11 protein-coding genes are annotated in these 16367 nt (G+C 42.0%); 8 read left to right on the top strand and 3 right to left on the bottom strand.

The window, feature by feature from the left end; all coding sequences use genetic code 11:
* Positions 1–7 precede the first annotated feature (7 nt).
* The 3 genes from O9316_RS08800 to O9316_RS08790 form a co-directional block, all read right to left on the bottom strand.
* Complete coding sequence (locus tag O9316_RS08800; RefSeq protein ID WP_287785290.1) at positions 8–616, bottom strand: bifunctional nuclease family protein; 609 nt, start codon at positions 614–616, stop codon at positions 8–10.
* A gap of 222 nt (positions 617–838) precedes the next feature.
* Positions 839–1807 (bottom strand): electron transfer flavoprotein subunit alpha/FixB family protein, encoded by a 969-nt coding sequence (locus O9316_RS08795; protein WP_298203514.1) that lies wholly within the window; start codon positions 1805–1807, stop codon positions 839–841.
* 20 nt (positions 1808–1827) lie between these two features.
* On the bottom strand, positions 1828–2574 hold the full coding sequence (locus tag O9316_RS08790; protein ID WP_287785286.1) for an electron transfer flavoprotein subunit beta/FixA family protein: 747 nt from the start codon (positions 2572–2574) through the stop codon (positions 1828–1830).
* A 342-nt stretch (positions 2575–2916) separates the two neighbouring features.
* Here O9316_RS08790 and O9316_RS08785 point away from each other — a divergent pair, with 342 nt between their 5' ends.
* The 8 genes from O9316_RS08785 to O9316_RS08750 all read left to right on the top strand — a co-directional run bounded on the left by O9316_RS08785 (position 2917) and on the right by O9316_RS08750 (position 16352).
* On the top strand, positions 2917–3894 hold the full coding sequence (locus O9316_RS08785) for a pyruvate dehydrogenase complex E1 component subunit beta (RefSeq protein ID WP_287785284.1): 978 nt from the start codon (positions 2917–2919) through the stop codon (positions 3892–3894).
* 67 nt (positions 3895–3961) lie between these two features.
* Complete coding sequence (locus O9316_RS08780; RefSeq protein WP_298347113.1) at positions 3962–6445, top strand: DUF5686 and carboxypeptidase-like regulatory domain-containing protein; 2484 nt, start codon at positions 3962–3964, stop codon at positions 6443–6445.
* A 238-nt stretch (positions 6446–6683) separates the two neighbouring features.
* Complete coding sequence (locus O9316_RS08775; RefSeq protein WP_298203512.1) at positions 6684–7214, top strand: inorganic diphosphatase; 531 nt, start codon at positions 6684–6686, stop codon at positions 7212–7214.
* 238 nt (positions 7215–7452) lie between these two features.
* Positions 7453–9888: a sodium-translocating pyrophosphatase gene (locus O9316_RS08770; protein WP_298203511.1), complete on the top strand. Its 2436-nt coding sequence runs from the start codon at positions 7453–7455 to the stop codon at positions 9886–9888.
* A 74-nt stretch (positions 9889–9962) separates the two neighbouring features.
* Positions 9963–12227: a family 20 glycosylhydrolase gene (locus O9316_RS08765; protein WP_298203510.1), complete on the top strand. Its 2265-nt coding sequence runs from the start codon at positions 9963–9965 to the stop codon at positions 12225–12227.
* A complete protein-coding gene (locus O9316_RS08760; RefSeq protein ID WP_298203509.1) occupies positions 12228–13226 on the top strand; it encodes an isoaspartyl peptidase/L-asparaginase family protein in 999 nt (332 codons plus the stop codon).
* Positions 13223–13897: a copper homeostasis protein CutC gene (locus tag O9316_RS08755; protein ID WP_298203508.1), complete on the top strand. Its 675-nt coding sequence runs from the start codon at positions 13223–13225 to the stop codon at positions 13895–13897. The genes O9316_RS08760 and O9316_RS08755 overlap by 4 nt, the downstream gene beginning before the upstream one ends.
* Positions 13890–16352, top strand: coding sequence for a glycoside hydrolase family 2 protein (locus O9316_RS08750; RefSeq protein ID WP_298203507.1), 2463 nt, complete (start codon positions 13890–13892; stop codon positions 16350–16352). Before O9316_RS08755 ends, O9316_RS08750 begins: the two co-directional genes overlap by 8 nt.
* The last annotated feature ends 15 nt before the right edge of the window (positions 16353–16367 follow it).

Raw genomic sequence — 16367 nt, 5'->3', positions numbered from 1 at the left:
TTGATGTTTAAGATTCACGTTTAGAAATTTCATCACGAATGCGCGCTGCTCTTTCGTAATCTTCATCTTGCACCGCATTTTCAAGTTGCTCGTGCAGTTCCGCAAGGCTAAATTTACTCAGTCCCGTTCCCGACGCTTCTTTCGAATCTCCAAGTGGTTCGGGCGATGAAAGCACATCATCACTTTCCGATTCAGAACCGGTAGGGTTGAGGTAAATTCCCGCTTTGTCTAAAATGTTTTTATAAGTAAAAATGGGAGCTTGAAAACGTAAGGCCAAGGCAATCGCGTCAGAGGTTCGGGCATCGATGATCTCTTCAATTTTATCGCGTTCACAAATGATGCTGGAGTAAAAAACACCATCGACCAACTTGTGGATGATCACTTGTTTTACCACAATATCAAAACGATCGGCAAAACTCTTAAATAAATCATGTGTCAATGGACGCGGAGGTTTGATTTCTTTTTCTAAAGCAATAGCAATCGATTGGGCTTCAAAAGCACCAATAACAATGGGCAATTTGCGCTCTCCGTCTACTTCATTTAATATCAATGCGTAGGCACCGTTTTGGGTTTGACTGTACGAAATTCCCTTTATGGTAAGTTTCACTAAACTCATGTTCCTTCCTCTATTTTTCTGATTCTAAACCGCTTGACAGTATGGGTTTAGGTGGCGGTTTTGATCCTTTTGTCTAAAAAAATAGTCCAATCTTATGTTTCTCAGACAGTAAGGTTACCGCTTGCAAAATAACAAAAAGATTCGGTGTTTTTTTAAAAAAAATAACGCCCTTTGCGAAAAAACAAAAGGCGTTGGTAGGATGTATATTTTAGTGAGAATTACTTAGCTGTTTTGCGCTTTAAATTCCTTCAATTTTTGCGTTAATCGCGGTACGATTTCCAGGGCATCGCCCACAATACCGTAGTCGGCTACCTTAAAGAAAGGCGCTTCGGGATCGGTATTGATGACCACTTTTACTTTGGAAGCATTGATGCCTGCAATGTGTTGAATAGCACCTGAAATTCCTAGCGCAATGTACAAGTTTGACGCCACCGGTTTTCCTGTTTGTCCCACGTGTTCACTGTGAGGGCGCCATCCGATATCAGATACGGGTTTGGAACAAGCTGTAGCGGCACCAAGCGTCGTTGCTAAATCTTCAAGAATATGCCAATTTTCGGGGCCTTTTAATCCACGACCTCCAGAAACCACAATATCAGCATCGGCAATTGATACCTGTCCACTAGCTTTTTCGACTGCGGCCACTTTGGTAGCAAAATCACCATCGTTTAATTGCGGTGTGAAAGCTTCAGCAGCGACACTTGTTGTGTTTTCGATCAATCCAAATGAGTTTTTAGAGATGCTCAATACTTTAACAGCGGTGTGGATCGTGGTGTAATTAAACGCTTTTTGGGAAAAAGCACTGCGTTTCACTTGAAACGGAGCCGTACTTACAGGGGCAGCGACAACATTGGATGCCATGCCCGCTTCTAAAGCAACAGCCACTAGGGGTGCAACATATAGGCTATCGGTTGAAGAAGTAAATACGACCACTTGCGCGCCTACTTGTCGAGCGGCCTGTTGGATCACATCGGCGTATGCTTTGGCATTGAATGCTTGTAGCGCGTCATTCTGTACTTGAAGGACTTTATTTACCCCGTATTTTCCCAATTCGCTAGCATCACTAGCGTTGATCGTTACCGCAGTAACCTGAGTTCCTAAAGCGTCGGCAACTACTTTGGCATAGGAAGCCAATTCCAACGCTGCTTTTTTGAATTTGCCGTCCGATGATTCGGCATAGAGTACTACTGACATAGAGATATATTTTAGGAAGCTTAAATAACTTTCGCTTCGTTGTGTAATAAGTTAATGAGTTCGTCAAGATTGTCGGGAGAAACCATTTTTACCGCTGATTTAGGGGCTGGCTTTTCAAATTTAACGGCCTTCGTTTTATCTTCACCGCCCACAGGTTCTACCACAGAAAGCGGTTTTGTTCGCGCCGTCATAATGCCACGCATGTTTGGAATACGCAAGTCTTTCTCTTCTACAATTCCTTTTTGGCCACCAACCACCAAAGGTAATGCAGTAGCAATAACCTCTTTACCTCCGTCGATTTCGCGGGCAGCTTTGGCTTGAGTACCGTCCACGGTAAGTTCGGTACATGCATTGACAAAATTATATCCTAACAAACCAGCCATCATACCGGGAACCATACCTCCATTATAATCCAATGATTCTTTTCCACAAATAATCAAATCATAGCCTCCATTTTTAGCAACTTCTGCCAATTGTTGTGCTACAAAAAAACCATCCATCGGTACCGCATTGACCCGAATGGCGTCATCAGCACCAATCGCAAGCGCTTTTCGTAAAGTTGCCTCTGTATCAGGGCCTCCCACATTTACAACCGTCACTTTAGCACCTTGTTGCTCTTGGAACCAAATGGCACGGGTTAATCCAAATTCGTCATTCGGGTTGATCACATATTGAACACCATTCGTGTCAAACTCCGTGTCCCCGTTGACGAAGTTAATTTTTGAAGTAGTATCAGGCACATGGCTGATGCAAACTAATATTTTCATACCGTATAGAGGGGTTTAAATTTTTTCGTTGTAAAAGTAAAAAATATATTTCTAATTTTTGTATGCGTGCATAATATTTTTTCATATTTCAATCGATTTCGCCAAAGATTCTTGAAGATGTTGGGGTAAAGCCTGATTTTTATAAAAAAATTAACGCAGAATTTCCTTTGGAGGGAAAAATTATTCAAAAACTAACGCTAAACGTTCCTTATTTCACGTTATTTTTTTTCACATATAACGATTTCGTAAAAAAAGCACTCACAAAATGGGAAAGGGCAATATTTAAATCCTATAGATTTGTTATTTTTGCCTTTCCAAAAATGGATTAACGATTTATTCGATATGAGAACGATACAATTTAGAGAAGCGATTGCCGAAGCGATGAGTGAAGAAATGCGTCGCGACGAATCAGTATATTTGATGGGGGAAGAGGTGGCCGAATACAATGGTGCTTACAAAGCCTCCAAAGGAATGCTTGATGAATTTGGTCCCAAGCGTGTCATCGACACCCCAATTGCGGAGTTAGGTTTTGCGGGGATTGCTGTGGGTTCTGCGATGAACGGATGCCGTCCGATTGTTGAATTCATGACTTTCAATTTTTCCTTGGTTGGAATTGATCAAATCATTAACAATGCGGCCAAAATGCGTCAAATGTCAGCGGGACAATTTCCAATGCCCATGGTGTTTCGTGGACCAACTGCTTCCGCGGGTCAGTTGGCGGCTACACACTCGCAAGCTTTTGAAAATTGGTATGCCAATTGCCCTGGACTAAAAGTAATTGTACCTTCCAACCCGTATGATGCTAAGGGACTTTTGAAAGCAGCCATTCGCGATAACGACCCAGTAATTTTCATGGAGTCGGAGCAAATGTATGGTGACAAAGGGGAAGTGCCAGAGGGTGAATACATCATTCCTATCGGAGTTGCCGACGTTAAACGTGAGGGTACCGATGTGACTATCGTTTCTTTCGGAAAAATTATCAAGGAAGCGATGATCGCTGCCGACGAATTAGCCAAAGAAGGTATTTCCTGCGAAATTATCGACTTACGCACCGTTCGTCCTATGGATTATGATGCCATCATTGCTTCAGTCAAAAAAACCAACCGACTAGTGGTTTTGGAGGAGGCTTGGCCATTTGCTAGTGTTGCTTCTGAAATTACCTACATGGTACAAGAGCGCGCTTTTGATTATTTGGATGCGCCTGTACAACGAATCACCACCGCAGATGCTCCAGCACCCTATTCACCCACCTTATTGAAAGAGTGGTTGCCCAATGCGGGTGATGTGGTAAAAGCCGTAAAAAAAGTAATGTATCGATAAGGATATTCTCTTATATTTGAAGCCATTTCGGGAAGTCTCGAGATGGCTTTTTTTTAATTTCTAATGCATGTTTAAAAAATTTCTTTTCTTGTTGTGTTGCACCATTTCCAGTCTCTCATGGGCACAGACAAAAGTGAGTGGAACGGTCATCGACAAAAAGAACCAACCCATTCCTTTTGCCAATGTAGTCTTTAAAGGGTCTAACGAAGGGGTAGTCAGTGATGAAAACGGAAAGTTTTATATTGAATCTTCTAAGTCTTACGCCGTATTGGTGGTGGCTTTCATGGGGTATACCACCCGCGATGTCGAATTGGAGAAGCCTGTGAATTACAACATGAAGATTGTACTCAATGAAGAACAAGTTCTAGACGAAGTCGTCATTTTTACAGGAAAAACGTCCAAGAAAAATAATCCCGCTTTACGTATTCTTCGCAAAATTTGGGAACGCAAACGGAAGAATGGTCTTCGCATGTTTGAGCAATACGCCTATGATAAATATGAGAAAGTAGAATTTGACCTGAATACCATCGATAGTAATTTTATGAAGAGTAAAATCTTCAAAGGTCTTGAATTTGTTTTCAAAAAAGTAGATACTTCCAAGATAACAGGAAAAACATACCTGCCTATTTTTATCAACGAATCGGTGTATCAAGTGTATGGTGATAACAAAATGGGTAAGGAGAAACAAATTCTCACGGGGAACAAAAATTCTGGATTGAGCAATGGTGATGGGGTGAACACTTTTATCAAAGACTTGTATAATGACTACAACATTTACAACAACCATTTGACCTTTTTCGACAAGAGTTTTACAAGTCCAATTTCTACCACAGGAATCGATGTCTACAATTATGTGTTGCGCGATAGTGCCTTTATTGACAATAAATGGTGTTATAACATTGTATTTTATCCCCGTCGAAAAAACGAACTTACTTTTAAAGGTGATTTTTGGGTCAATGATTCCACCTTTGCCATCAAAACCATTAACATGGCGGTGTCTAAAAGTGCCAACATCAACTGGGTGAAGGATATTTATATTGAACAAGAGTTTGATGTTGTGAACGATTCGGTTTTTCTACTCACCCGCGACTACATGATGTCTGATTTTTCGTTGTCCAAAAAAGATGAAGCCAAAGGTATCTATGGCAAACGGACTTCGTTGTACCGCAATCATAAATTCAACCAACCCAAGCCAGAGAAGTTTTATAAGGAGGAAGTTAATTTCATTGACAATACCGTGTACACCCGACCCGAATCGTTTTGGGAGCAAAATCGATTTGAAAAACTCAATAAAGATGAAATTGGGGTGTATAAAATGTTGGACACCCTCAAAACAGTCAAAAAGTTTAAACAAATGTATAATTTGGTCACCATTTTGGCGAGCGGTTACATTCAAAAAGGAAACTTTGATTACGGTCCCATTTTTTCCACCTTCGGGTACAATGTTGTGGAAGGTATTCGTTTGCGGGCAGGGGGTCGAACCTATTTTGGACCCAACGACAAATGGCGTTTACAAGGATACACCGCCTACGGTTTTGACGATAATAAATTCAAATACGGGATCTCGGCCAAATGGATGCTCAATACTAAAAATCGCTTGATTATCTCTACTGGAAACCGACGCGATATCGAGCAAATTGGGGCGAGTTTGACGACGACCAATGATGTCTTGGGACGCAGTTTCGCTTCCTCTGGAGTCTTCATGTCGGGCACCAACGGCAAATTGTCCAACATCAATCTTACCACCACAGCGCTTGAAATCGAACCCATTAAAAATTTAGTGTTCGAAACAGGACTGTCCTATCGTACTCTAGAGTCGGCTTCCCGAGAGTTTTTCACCATGGATTACTTTACCGATGAGGCCCGAACACAAACAAGGGGTGACTTGCGTCAAGCAGAAGCGCATTTTCAGGTCGAATATACCCCAGGACGAAAAACAGTAGGGTATGGGGTCGAGCGCCTTTCTGTCGACAATCCTTACAGCCGTGTATTTGCCAAGTTTAGTCAAGGAATCAAAGGGTTTTTGAACAGCGATTTTGACTATACCAAAGTCCAGTTGTATTACAAACAACCGATTATTATCGGACCCTTAGGGCGTACCAACTTAACCCTTGAAATGGGGAAAACGTTCGGGAAAGTACCCTTGGGATTGATGAGTATCGTACCTGGAAACCAAACTTATTTCATTATCGGAAACACCTTTAGTAACCTTAATTTCTACGAATTTGTTTCTGATAGTTACCTTACCTTGCAATGGGATCATAATTTTCAAGGGCGCTTGTTCTCGCGTATTCCTATGTTGCGTAAGTTGAATTGGCGAGAAATTATCGGAATTCGAGGCGCTTATGGGGATTTTTCGGAAGAAAACCGACGCTTAAATGCCTCAGGATTGGTATACAAAGCACCCACTACGCCCTATTGGGAATACAGTGTGGGAATTGGCAATATCTTCAAAGTGTTTCGAATTGATGCTTGTTGGCGTGGCAATTACCGCGATGTCCCCGGAACCAGTAATTTTACCATTAAAGGGGAATTTGGATTCTATTTTTAAACAAACCCAATATTCAGTCTAAAAACCGAGTTCATTCGTATTGATTTCGGTTTTTTTTGAATCCTTTAGGCTGTTAATTTGGCAATAAATTTGCCGGAAAAAAATGCATCGTTTATTTTTTAGGTTAAATTAATTTCGGATTCATAAATACGTATGCAGCCCTTTATTTTTGGGAAAAAGTGTTTGGTGAAAACGAGTTTGTAACTGTAAATTTGCCCCCTCTTAATAAGCTAATGAAATGACTGCAGATCATAAAAATACGTTTGATGTACTGATTGAAATTCCTAAAGGAAGTCGCAACAAATACGAGTACGATTTTGAGTTAAAGAAAATTCGTTACGACCGAATGTTGTTCTCCTCTATGATGTATCCCGCCGATTACGGATTTATTCCCGAAACCTTAGCGCTGGATGGCGATCCACTGGATGTGTTGGTCTTGGTTACTGAGCCCACCTTTCCGATGTGTGTAATGGAGGTAAAACCTATTGGTGTTTTTCACATGGCCGACGATAAAGGACCTGATGAAAAGGTGATTTGTGTACCGGTTTCTGATCCAGTTTGGAATAAATTAAATGACTTAAGCGACGTCAATCCACACATGCTTAAAGAAATCGAACACTTTTTTGAAGTCTATAAAGATTTGGAAAACAAAAAAGTAGATGTACACGGATGGGGAAATGTGACGGAAGCCCGTGAAATCATCCAACAATGTGTTGATCGCTTTGCGGCTATTGAAAATCGTCCGATAGGATTGTTTAGTATCAAATAAAAAGAATGAAGAGAGTTGTCAGTAAGGCAACTCTTTTTTTTTGACGTACTTTAAGCTATAAATTAATGACGAATTAACGATTTGCTTACAAGTCTCACGAAAATTTGAGATTCCAAAAAAAGAATGTGCCGCTTTTCTTGAAAATAAATAACAAAAAGGCAAAATTCATAATCTCAGAATTTATTTTTCTTTATTTTTGCTCGATTTCAAATTTAAAATTAACTAACTAACCAATTTTATGGAGAAAATGTATATCTATCTGCCCATTGCAATGGCAGTATTAGGATTGCTGTTCATGGGGATGAAAGCCGCATGGATTAATAAGCAGGATGCAGGTGACGAACGAATGCAAGGAATTGCCAAAAGTATTCAAGAAGGGGCGATGGCCTTCCTTAAAGCGGAATACCGTATTTTGGCCATTTTCGTGGTAATTGCTTCTGGAGCCTTGTTTGCTGTCTCTCAAATTTCAGGAGTCTCGCATTGGATGATTGTAGTAGCTTTTATTTTTGGAGCTATCTTTTCAGCACTTGCAGGAAACATCGGGATGCGTATCGCTACTAAATCTAATGTACGCACAACCCAAGCCGCCAAAACAAGTTTGCCTCAGGCATTGAAAGTATCCTTCTCAGGAGGAACTGTAATGGGGTTGGGAGTAGCTGGTTTAGCAGTACTTGGATTGAGCATTTTCTTTTTACTTTTCTTAAACCAATTTATGGACACCGAAGGAAAATCGTTTTACGATAATATGTCTATGGTGTTAGAAACACTTGCGGGGTTCTCTTTAGGAGCCGAGTCTATTGCACTTTTTGCACGTGTGGGTGGAGGAATTTATACCAAAGCGGCCGATGTGGGTGCGGACTTAGTGGGAAAAGTTGAAGCTGGAATTCCAGAAGACGATCCACGTAACCCTGCCACTATCGCGGATAACGTAGGCGATAACGTAGGAGACGTAGCGGGTATGGGTGCCGATTTATTTGGTTCGTATGTAGCTACAGTTTTGGCTTCAATGGTGTTAGGAAATTACATTATCAAAGATATGACCGAGGCCAATGGGACTCAATTTACCGATGCTTTCGGGAATATGGGGCCTATTTTGTTGCCTTTAGCGATTGCAGGTATTGGAATTTTAGCTTCTATCATCGGCACCTTCTTCGTTAAAATTAAAAATAACGATGCCAAAGAAGCCGAGGTACAAGGAGCTTTGAATTTAGGAAACTACATCTCACTTGCTTTAACGGTTGTAGCGTGTTGGTTTTTGATCGGTGAAATGTTGCCTGAAAAAATTAGCATGAATTTCTTCGGGGAAGGCATGAAAGAAGTGGCTCGAATCAATGTATTTTATGCCACATTAGTTGGTTTAGCCGTGGGATTATTAATCTCTGCCATTACCGAATATTTCACCGCTTTAGGTAAAAAGCCCGTTTTGAATATTGTACAGAATTCGTCAACAGGAGCAGCGACCAATATTATTGCAGGTCTTGCCACTGGAATGAAATCTACCTTCGGTTCAGTGATTTTATTTGCTGCGGCTATTTGGGGGGCTTACTTTTTAGCCGGGTTCTATGGAGTGGCAATTGCTGCGTCAGCGATGATGGCCACTACAGCCATGCAATTGGCCATTGATGCATTCGGACCCATTGCAGATAACGCTGGAGGGGTGGCTGAGATGAGCGAATTACCCAAAGAGGTGCGTCAACGTACCGACGTGTTGGATTCCGTTGGAAATACAACGGCAGCGGTAGGAAAAGGTTTTGCCATTGCTTCTGCGGCATTAACCGCACTAGCGTTGTTTGCAGCTTATGTGACTTTTACAGGAATCGATGGAATTAATATTTTCAAAGCCGATGTTTTAGCTGCTTTGTTTATCGGAGGAATGATTCCTGTGGTTTTCTCCGCTTTAGCGATGCAATCCGTAGGGAAAGCCGCTATGGATATGGTACAAGAAGTTCGTCGTCAGTTCCGTGAAATCCCGGGCATTATGGAAGGAACTGGAAAACCAGAGTACGGTAAATGTGTGGATATTTCTACCAAAGCTGCGTTACGTGAAATGATGTTGCCCGGAGCTATCACTATCATTACTCCCATTATCTTGGGATTATTAATGGGACCAGAAGCGCTTGGGGGATATATGGCTGGTGTATGTGTGTCTGGGGTGTTATGGGCGATTTTCCAAAACAATGCTGGTGGTGCTTGGGACAATGCTAAAAAGTCTTTTGAAGCGGGAGTGGTTATCAACGGAGAAATGACTTACAAAGGTTCAGATGCGCACAAAGCTGCCGTTACAGGAGATACTGTGGGTGATCCATTCAAAGATACTTCAGGGCCCTCTATGAATATTTTAATTAAATTAACATGTTTGGTTGGTTTGGTTATTGCTCCAATTTTAAGTGATGGTCATGCCACAACTGATAAGAAAGCATGTGCTAACAAAGAAATGTGTGCCGACAAAGCCTCTTGTGCTCCAGCTTGTAAAGAGCAAAATGCAGCTATGGTTGGAAAATGCGACATGAGCAAATGTGCCACCATGACGAAAGACGAATGCGCTAAAATGTGTGACTCATTAGGGTGTTCTCCCGAAGAAAAAGAAAAATGTTTGTCGCATTACGATAAAGATGGAAAATTTATAGCTTCTAAAGACGCGGCTGGATGTTGCGCTGAAGGTGGTAAAAAATAATCCGTACTAGAAATCATTAGCCTCACTTCGGTGGGGCTTTTTTTTTATATTTACCTCATACAAGTAAAGGAACAATGTATCGTAAGCTTTCTCTTTTTATTCTTTTATGCTCCACTTGGATGTGGGCACAACACGAGTATCCCCTGATTCCCCAACCTCAGTTTGCTGCTTTCCAAGAGGGATTTTTTACCATTGATGAAACCATTATCCTCACCGCACCCCTAGACATGGATGCCGAAGCTGAAGTTTTTATCAACGAAGTTCGCGCTCGAAAAAAAGCCCTTTATATTTCGAACAAAGCAGGAATTGTTGAAAATGCGATTGTGGTTCAAATAGAAGCGAGTATCGCCCCCGAAGCCTATGTGTTGGAAATTAATCCAAAAGTAGTTTTCTTAAAGGCAGGTGATTATACAGGAGTTCAATACGGCTTTCAAACGTTAACGCAATTGCTTCTCGGCGTACCCAAAAATCAATTGAAGTTGCCTTGTGGGCTCATTAAAGATGCTCCTCGATTCAAATGGCGTGGCATGCACCTCGATGTGAGTCGGCACTTTTTTCCAAAAGAAGCAATTTTTAAATATATCGATTACCTTGCGGCATACAAGTATAATACGTTTCATTGGCATCTTACCGACGATCAAGGTTGGCGTATTGAAATCAAAAAATACCCCAAACTAACCGAAGTCGGGGCTTGGCGCAACGGTTCCATGGTGGGTCATTATAATGAACAAAAATTTGATGACGAACGCTATGGCGGTTTTTACACCCAAGAGGAAATTCGTGAGGTGGTTAACTATGCCCGTATGCGTCACATTACTATTGTTCCCGAAATTGAAATGCCTGGACATGCAAGAGCCGCATTGGCGGCTTATCCGCAATTTTCCTGTACTGGCGGGCCGTTTGAAGTGGCTAAAGAATGGGGCGTTTTGGACGATGTGTTTTGTCCCAAAGAGGAAACCTTCGCTTTCTTACAAGAGGTGCTAACGGAAGTGATGGCCTTATTTCCAGGACAATTCATTCATATTGGGGGCGATGAATGTCCCAAAACCCGTTGGAAAGTTTGCCCCAATTGCCAAAAGCGAATGAAGGAAAACAACTTGAAAGACGCGCATGAATTACAGAGTTATTTTATCCAACGCATAGAAAAATTTGTGAATAGTAAAGGCAAAAAAATCATGGGTTGGGATGAGATTCTCGAGGGTGGATTGGCGCCCAATGCAGCGGTTATGAGCTGGCGCGGTACGGAAGGCGGAATCGCTGCAGCCCAACAAAAGCATCAAGTGGTGATGACGCCTGGTTCACATTGTTATTTTGATCATTATCAAGGCGAACCCAAAAACGAACCCTTAGCGATTGGCGGTTACACGCCTTTAGAAAAAGTATACAGTTACCAACCCATACCTAGCGAACTCACTGCAGAAGAAGCCTCTTATATTCTCGGCGCACAAGCCAATGTTTGGACCGAATATATTCCAACCTTTGAACAGGTAGAATATATGATTTTTCCTCGAATGACCGCACTTTCCGAAGTGTTATGGGGTACTGCCAATCCAAAAGAATACTCTAATTATTTTAACCGACTCACACCCCATTTTAACGATTGGGAAGTAAAAAAAATCAATTTTAGTAAAGCGGTGTTCGAAATTACGGCCGAAGTCTTGCCCAATCCAGGGGGTGAAAATGGGGTGTTGTATGTCTTAAAATCCCATCAAAATCCAGCAAACATTCGTTATACTTTAGATGGAAGTTCGCCCACTGCTCAATCACCTACATTTTCCTCTGCTTTAACAATTCAACAGTCGCAAACGGTAAAAGCAGCTTATTTTGAAAATGAAACTCAAAAAAGCGCACTTTCAGAACAGACGTTCACTATTCATAAAGCCACCAGTTGTTTAGTTAACCTTCAAAACCAACCCGATAAACGCTACAATACAGCAGGTGCTTTCGCTTTAGTTAATGGGGTCAAAGGGGATATTCAAAAATTTGGCAGGGATTGGTTAGGGTTTTGGGAAAAAGATATGGTTGCTCTTATCGATTTAGGTAAAAAACAATCCATCACCCACCTTAATTTAGGAACACTTGAGAGTCCGTCGAGTTGGATTTACTTTCCAAAAGAAGTCCTCTTTGAAGTCTCCACCGATGGTATACGTTTCGAAAAAGTAGCCTCTTTTACCCAACCCGAAATCCAAAATACTAAAGGAAGTGTCGATTGGATGGGGAAAAAAGTAAAAGCTCAATTTATCAAAGTAACCGCTGTCAATAATGGCAAAATACTAGAAGGCATGCCGGGCGCTGGAAACGGTTCTTGGCTTTTTGTAGATGAAATAATCGTGGAATAAATGGAAAACACACGTCGGAAATTTTTAAAATCAGCCGCCTTAGGAACTGTGGGCTTGTCACTTACTTCTTGGACATCTGAAGCTGCGGAACTATCGAATAATCCCTCTTTAGTTGGCACCAAGCCCATCGTTTTGTCAACGTGGAATTTCGGGCTGCAAGCCAATGAAGCCGCTTGGGAAGTCCTATCAAAAAAGGGTCGTGCGCTGGATGCTGTTGAAGCCGGCGTACGCATTCCTGAAGGGGATCCCAACGAACGCAGTGTAGGTTATGGCGGACGGCCCGATCGCGATGGCAAAGTGACCCTTGACGCTTGTATCATGGATGAATTATCCAATATTGGCTCGGTCGCTTGTCTTGAACATATCAAACACCCCATTTCCGTGGCACGTGCGGTCATGGAAAAAACACCCCATGTGATGTTGGTTGGACAAGGGGCCTTGGATTTTGCACTGTCCCAAGGATTTAAAGAGGAAAATTTATTGGTAGAAGCCTCTGAAAAAGAATGGAAAGAATGGCTGAAAACCAGTCAGTACCAACCCAAAGTCAATATCGAAAATCACGACACTATAGGGATGATTGCGCTCGATGCATCAGGTAATTTGTCGGGAGCTTGTACCACCAGTGGTATGGCCTATAAAATGCATGGTAGAGTAGGCGATTCACCCATTATTGGGGCCGGACTCTATGTAGATAATGAAATCGGGGCCGCTACAGCCACCGGTCATGGGGAAGAAGTAATTCGTATTGCCGGGTGTCATTTGGTGGTCGAACTCATGCGTCAAGGGAAGTCGCCGCAACTGGCCTGTGAAGAAGCTGTGATGCGCATCGTGAAACTGACCCAAAACCGTAAAAAGAATCTTAAAGATATCCAAGTAGGATTCATTGCTTTGGATAAGCAGGGGAATTATGGTTCCTATTGCGTGCAAGGAGGGTTTAATTATGCTGTTCATGATACTACTGGAAACCGTTTAATTGATGCACCGTTTTATTTAAAATGAGAGTCCAACTCGAAATTGCTTGTTTTAATCCCGAGTCGGCGAGTATCGCTGCCCAAGCAGGTGCCGATCGGATCGAATTGTGTGACGGAATTGAAGTGGGAGGAACCACACCGGATTTGGGAACCACACAAAAAGTCTTAACCCAAGTCCCTATTCCCGTCTATGTGATGGTGCGTCCGCGAGGGGGTGATTTTGTCTATACAGAGGCCGAATTTCAACAAATGAAAGCAACGGTGAGCGAACTCAAAAAGTTGCAAGTGCACGGAATGGTTTTCGGAATTTTGAAAAAAGACGACACGCTGGATGAAGAGCGCAACCGACTATTAGTCGCACTAGCCCATCCCATACCTTGTACGTTTCATCGGGCTTTTGATCGTGTTAAGCATTGGGAAATTGCCTTAGAACAGATCATCGATTGTGGGTTTTCGACAATTTTAACTTCAGGAACAAAGGCCAATGTTGTGGAAGGTATAAACATACTGCAAGCGATACAACTGCAAGCAGGTGACCGAATTGCGATTATGCCGGGTGGCGGATTACGCGCCTCCAATGTTCGTCAAATTGTACACACTACGGGGGTGCATTTTGTACATTCTTCTGCAATAACCGAGGGAGGAACTTTAGCCAACCCCGACGAAATTATAGCTTTAAAAAAAGAGTCCAATGCGTAACCAGTTATTGTTTTTTCTTCTTTGGACCATCAGCCTCACCGCTCAAGTGGTTGAAAAAGACTTGATTCCGTTATCATGGACCGTACATCCGTTAGGAAAAAACGATAAAATGAAAGCCACAGTTCCCGGGACTATTCATACCGATTTACTCGCCAATCACAGAATTCCCGATCCCTTTTTACAATCCCATGAAAATGAGGTGCAGTGGATTGAAAATGAAGATTGGGTTTATGAAACGACCTTTTCGCTGACTTCAAGAGAACTTCAAAATGCCCATGTCGAACTTGTATTTGAGGGCTTAGATACCTTCGCGCGTGTTTTTTTAAATGGGCAGTCCATTCTTGAGGCGAATAATATGTTTCGCACTTGGCGTGTGGATGTGAAATCATTCGTGAAAGCGCAAAATCAATTGAAAATTCATTTTAAATCAGCGGTTCAACAAACGAATGCATTAGCCCAAAAAGTACCATACCCATTGCCCGACGACAACCGTGTATTTGCCCGTAAAGCGCCCTATCAATTTGGTTGGGATTGGGGGCCGCGCCTAGTCACCTGTGGCATTTGGAAACCCGTAAAACTTCAGTTTTGGAATGAGGTTCGTATCCAGCATGTGTTTTATGAACAAAAATTAGTTTCAACGGAAAACGCTGAAATCGTTGTGAAAGTGGCTTTAGAGAGTGCTGCTGCGATGACGCTCGATCTTTTGATCAATAATCAAAAGCGCAGTGTCGCGGTGAAAAAAGGAACTTCAATAATCGATTTTCCTTTGACGATTGCACAACCCAAATTATGGTGGTGTAACGGGTTGGGGGCGCCGCATTTGTATACTTTTCCAGTGATACTTCAACAGAATGGAAAGGTAATAGAGCAGCGGGAACTAAAATTGGGCATTCGAACGCTTGAACTGGTGCAGGAAGTGGATGCCCAAGGGAAAAGCTTTTACTTCAAATTGAATGGCAAACCTGTTTTTATGAAAGGTTCCAATATCATTCCTCCCGATAGTTTTGTGCCTCGGGTAACGGAAGCCCAATGGATTAATTTGGTTGAAAATGCGCGTCTTTCCCATCAAAATATGCTGCGGGTATGGGGAGGGGGTGTGTATGCCGATGACGCTTTTTATACTGCATGTGATGAAAAAGGGATACTTGTGTGGCAGGATTTTATGTTTGCTTGCGCGATGTACCCCGGCGACGAAACCTTTTTACAATCGGTTGAACATGAGGTTGAAGATCAGGTCAAACGCCTGCAAAATCACCCGTCAATAGCAATCTGGTGTGGCAATAACGAAAGCGATGAAGGTTGGCACAATTGGGGTTGGCAAAAAAAATACAAGTATACAACTCAAGATTCAACCCGCATTTGGAACGACTATAAAGAGTTGTTTCATCAACGAATTCTTCAAACGTTAAAAAAACTGTTGCCTCAAAATGAAAACCGCTATTGGCCATCTTCTCCCGCTATCGGTTGGGGACGAAAAGAAAGTTTACGCCAAGGAGATTCTCATTATTGGGGCGTGTGGTGGGGGAAAGAACCTTTTGAAAAATATTCGGAAAAAGTGGGACGATTTATGAGCGAATACGGGTTTCAAGCCATGCCATCCATGCAAACATTACGTTATTTATCCGATGGCGAGCCGTTATCGTTAATGTCAAAAGCCCTACGACACCATCAAAAACACCCTACGGGTTTTGCGACCATCGATGAATACATGCAACGCGACTTTTGGGTGCCCGCCGATATTGAAAAGTATCAGTATGTTTCTCAACTATTGCAAGCACGTGGAATGAAAATTGCTATCGAAGCGCATCGTTTGGCGAAACCCTATTGTATGGGCAGTCTCTATTGGCAATTAAACGATTGTTGGCCGGTAACTTCTTGGAGTTCGTTGGATTATCAAGGCCACTGGAAAGCATCCCATTATCAAATAAAAGAAAGTTTTGCTCCTGTGTTTTTGGCGGTAACACAAAATGAAACGGGTATTTCAATTCAAGGAAATACGGACACTTTGGAGGAGAAAAAAGGTAAACTTACTGTTCGATTGATCGATTTTTCGGGGGTAGAACTTTGGAGCGCTTCGAAAGAGTGTGTATTGGAAGTTGAAAAAAATACCACACTTATGCCGATTCCGTTTACAGCATTCCCTGAATTTGTAAAAGAAAAATCGGTTTTGCTCATCGAGTTTTCTAGCCATCATAAAAAAACAGCTGTCTACCATTATTTTGTAAAGCCCAAAGAATTGCAACTTGAAAAACCGACAATTAATGTGAAAATTATTGGGGAAACTTTGCAAGAAATCAGCTCAAATACCCTCGCCAAAAATGTATTTTTACAAGCAGAAGGTCATTTTTTTGACGATAATTTTTTTGATGTAATTCCTGGGATTCCGCGAATTATTAAAACCGATCGACCAACCGATACGGTAAAAATACGCTCATTATTTGATACAATGCCCTAAAAAGTTAGCCCAACT

Origin of the sequence: Flavobacterium sp. (assembly GCF_027533505.1) — a bacterium.
Classification (GTDB): Bacteria; Bacteroidota; Bacteroidia; order Flavobacteriales; family Flavobacteriaceae; genus Flavobacterium.
The sequence above is the reverse complement of the archived record's forward strand: the minus strand, read 5'-3'. Positions and strand labels throughout refer to the sequence as shown.

Bases quoted from the DNA above. Each gene is read 5' to 3' on its own strand.
- O9316_RS08800 (WP_287785290.1), bottom strand. From the start codon at position 616: ATGAGTTTAGTGAAACTTACCATAAAGGGAATTTCGTACAGTCAAACC.
- O9316_RS08795 (WP_298203514.1), bottom strand. From the start codon at position 1,807: ATGTCAGTAGTACTCTATGCCGAATCATCGGACGGCAAATTCAAAAAA.
- O9316_RS08790 (WP_287785286.1), bottom strand. From the start codon at position 2,574: ATGAAAATATTAGTTTGCATCAGCCATGTGCCTGATACTACTTCAAAA.
- O9316_RS08785 (WP_287785284.1), top strand. From the start codon at position 2,917: ATGAGAACGATACAATTTAGAGAAGCGATTGCCGAAGCGATGAGTGAA.
- O9316_RS08780 (WP_298347113.1), top strand. From the start codon at position 3,962: ATGTTTAAAAAATTTCTTTTCTTGTTGTGTTGCACCATTTCCAGTCTC.
- O9316_RS08775 (WP_298203512.1), top strand. From the start codon at position 6,684: ATGACTGCAGATCATAAAAATACGTTTGATGTACTGATTGAAATTCCT.
- O9316_RS08770 (WP_298203511.1), top strand. From the start codon at position 7,453: ATGGAGAAAATGTATATCTATCTGCCCATTGCAATGGCAGTATTAGGA.
- O9316_RS08765 (WP_298203510.1), top strand. From the start codon at position 9,963: ATGTATCGTAAGCTTTCTCTTTTTATTCTTTTATGCTCCACTTGGATG.
- O9316_RS08760 (WP_298203509.1), top strand. From the start codon at position 12,228: ATGGAAAACACACGTCGGAAATTTTTAAAATCAGCCGCCTTAGGAACT.
- O9316_RS08755 (WP_298203508.1), top strand. From the start codon at position 13,223: ATGAGAGTCCAACTCGAAATTGCTTGTTTTAATCCCGAGTCGGCGAGT.
- O9316_RS08750 (WP_298203507.1), top strand. From the start codon at position 13,890: ATGCGTAACCAGTTATTGTTTTTTCTTCTTTGGACCATCAGCCTCACC.